This is a genomic window from Mycobacterium sp. (assembly GCF_049585075.1).
Classification (GTDB): domain Bacteria; phylum Actinomycetota; class Actinomycetes; order Mycobacteriales; family Mycobacteriaceae; genus Mycobacterium.
Genome location: NZ_JBAUZA010000526.1, coordinates 1 through 2,123, shown reverse-complemented (window position 1 = coordinate 2,123; position 2,123 = coordinate 1). Strand labels below are relative to the sequence as shown.

Below are 2,123 nucleotides of genomic sequence, written 5' to 3'. Positions count from 1 at the left end.
GGATATGTGCGGGTGCTGCGTTGGCCGCAGGGGTGGCGCCGAACAGCATCGCGCCAGCGACGGCGCTCGCGCCCGCTGCGCTTGCTACTAGGCGGCGGGCCGAAGTGAGTGAGATCAACATTTTAGGTGCTCCTTTCCTGGGAGACTTGATACCCACAACGCTAAATATCAATACTTAGCAAAAGGTAAATTAATGCAATACCCCAGCTTAAAATGCGGTTTATGACGTCAACCAGCTATTACGTCGTTTTCCCTGCCGGTGCTGCAATTTGATGCTCTCACCCGATACATCCATACTGATCTCAGTAATTACGCGAACACCTTAACTCCCTGGTCATATGGCATATACTGACTCACTGATATCCGTATTTCTGACATTCCTTACATACGTATAATCACTTATAGTATGTACAACCTTGCCATAACTATACGCGGATATGACCCCATCCAGCTAACTAAAGGCAAGCTTTCTGTGCTATTCGTTGATATACCTCTGTTTGTATGCAGCAATCACAAACTACGTCCCGTCAAAACAGCAGATTGGGCCCACCTGACCCCGGCCTTCGTACGGTGCACGGTGCGTAGTTACGGGTTAACTGACATACTGATGTCCTGATCTACTGAAACTCACGCCGACCGAAGGTGGCGAGTCGCATGGAACCCAGCTCCTCCTCGTTCCGAGCCATCCCGCACCAGCGCGTGGACGCTGCGGCAACGACCGAACGCCTCCCCGGAGTCCGTCAGAAACTCGTCCAACCTTCACACCGCCAACGAACACGACGGACCGTCGACCTGACCCCCGCCACCCATCGCGCCCTCGACATCTGGCAGCGCGAAGCCGCCGACCGCCTGGGACTCGCCCGAGTCACCGGACAAGAAGTCCTCTGCGCACTCATCGAGCAGCTGTTGACCGACCCCGCGCTTTCTGGCGAAGTGACCCGACGCATCCGCGACCGGCGCTAACCCTGCTAACTTCGCCGTCATGGCAGAAGCGCAGCGTCCCGATCGCCGCGAGCAAGCAGAAGTCGACGAGCGCAGCACGCTGGAGTCATTCCTCGACGACTATCGAGACATCGTGGTGCGCAAGGTTTCTCACTTGTCCGACACCGATGCTCGCCGCAGGCTCGTCCCGTCGTCGACCACGGTCGGCGGGCTGGTCAAGCACCTGCGTTGGGCGGAATACGGCTGGTTCGAACAGCTTTTGCAGGAGCGAAGCGACGACAACCGTCGCCCGCACGAACGCGCCTGGGAGTTCGAGTTCCTGCCCGAGGAGTCGCTACCGACACTGGTCGCCGAATATCAAGCGCAATGCGACAAGTCCCGCCGAATCGCAGCACGGCATCCGCTCGACCGCGTGGTGCCGCATCGTCGCTTCGGGACAGTTTCGCTGCGCTGGATCTACGTACATATGATCGAGGAGACTGCGCGTCACACCGGACAACTCGACATCTTGCGCGAACAACTCGACGGCGCAACCGGATTCGACGGCTGAATCGCCCTGCGATTGCCCGCCTGCGGCTAAGCAAGCTAGGGTTCGATGTCGCGCAGTTCCCGTTTGAGAATCTTGCCGGTCGGGTTGCGCGGCAACTCGTCGAGGAAGACCACTTCCCGCGGCACCTTGTACTTGGCGAGCTGATCACGCACATACTTCTTGACGGTGTCCTCGTCGAGGCTGGCGTTCTTCTTCTTCACCACGAAGGCGCGCAGCCGATGGCCCCACTCCTTGTCCTCCACACCAATCGCGGTGGCCTCCACCACATCTGAATGTCCACTGATGCAGTCCTCGACTTCGGCGGGGAAGACATTCTCGCCGCCGGAGACGATCATCTCGTCGTCACGGCCACTGATGTAGAGCAGACCGTTCTCGTCGAAGTAGCCGACATCACCGGAGGACAACAGGCCATCGACAATCTGCTTACCGCCGCCGCCGGTATAGCCCTCGAACGGGAACGTCGTCCCGACGAAGATCCGGCCTACCTCGCCCTGCGGCAACTCCTTGCCGTTGTCGTCGAAGATCTTCACCTTCACACCCTTGACCACGGGTCCCGCCGTCGAGGAGTTGAACTCCAGATGCTTGGGCTCGGCAATGGTGGCGAACGCGATCTCCGTTGAGCCGTACATGT

General features: G+C 58.7%; 3 protein-coding genes. 2 read left to right on the top strand and 1 reads right to left on the bottom strand.

Annotated features, from left to right (window positions below; translation table 11 throughout):
- Positions 1-654 precede the first annotated feature (654 nt).
- Together WB785_RS24290 and WB785_RS24285 are read left to right on the top strand one after the other, a co-directional pair.
- Entirely contained in the window at positions 655-963 is a 309-nt protein-coding gene (locus WB785_RS24290; protein ID WP_424082583.1) for a hypothetical protein, read from the top strand.
- A 19-nt stretch (positions 964-982) separates the two neighbouring features.
- The gene (locus WB785_RS24285; RefSeq protein ID WP_424082581.1) at positions 983-1,492 is read left to right on the top strand and encodes a DinB family protein; all 510 of its coding nucleotides are present in this window, start codon (positions 983-985) and stop codon (positions 1,490-1,492) included.
- A gap of 35 nt (positions 1,493-1,527) precedes the next feature.
- Here WB785_RS24285 and WB785_RS24280 read toward each other — a convergent pair.
- Positions 1,528-2,123, bottom strand: a 596-nt coding sequence (locus tag WB785_RS24280) for an AMP-binding enzyme (protein ID WP_424082579.1), incomplete at its 5' end; no start/stop codon positions are given.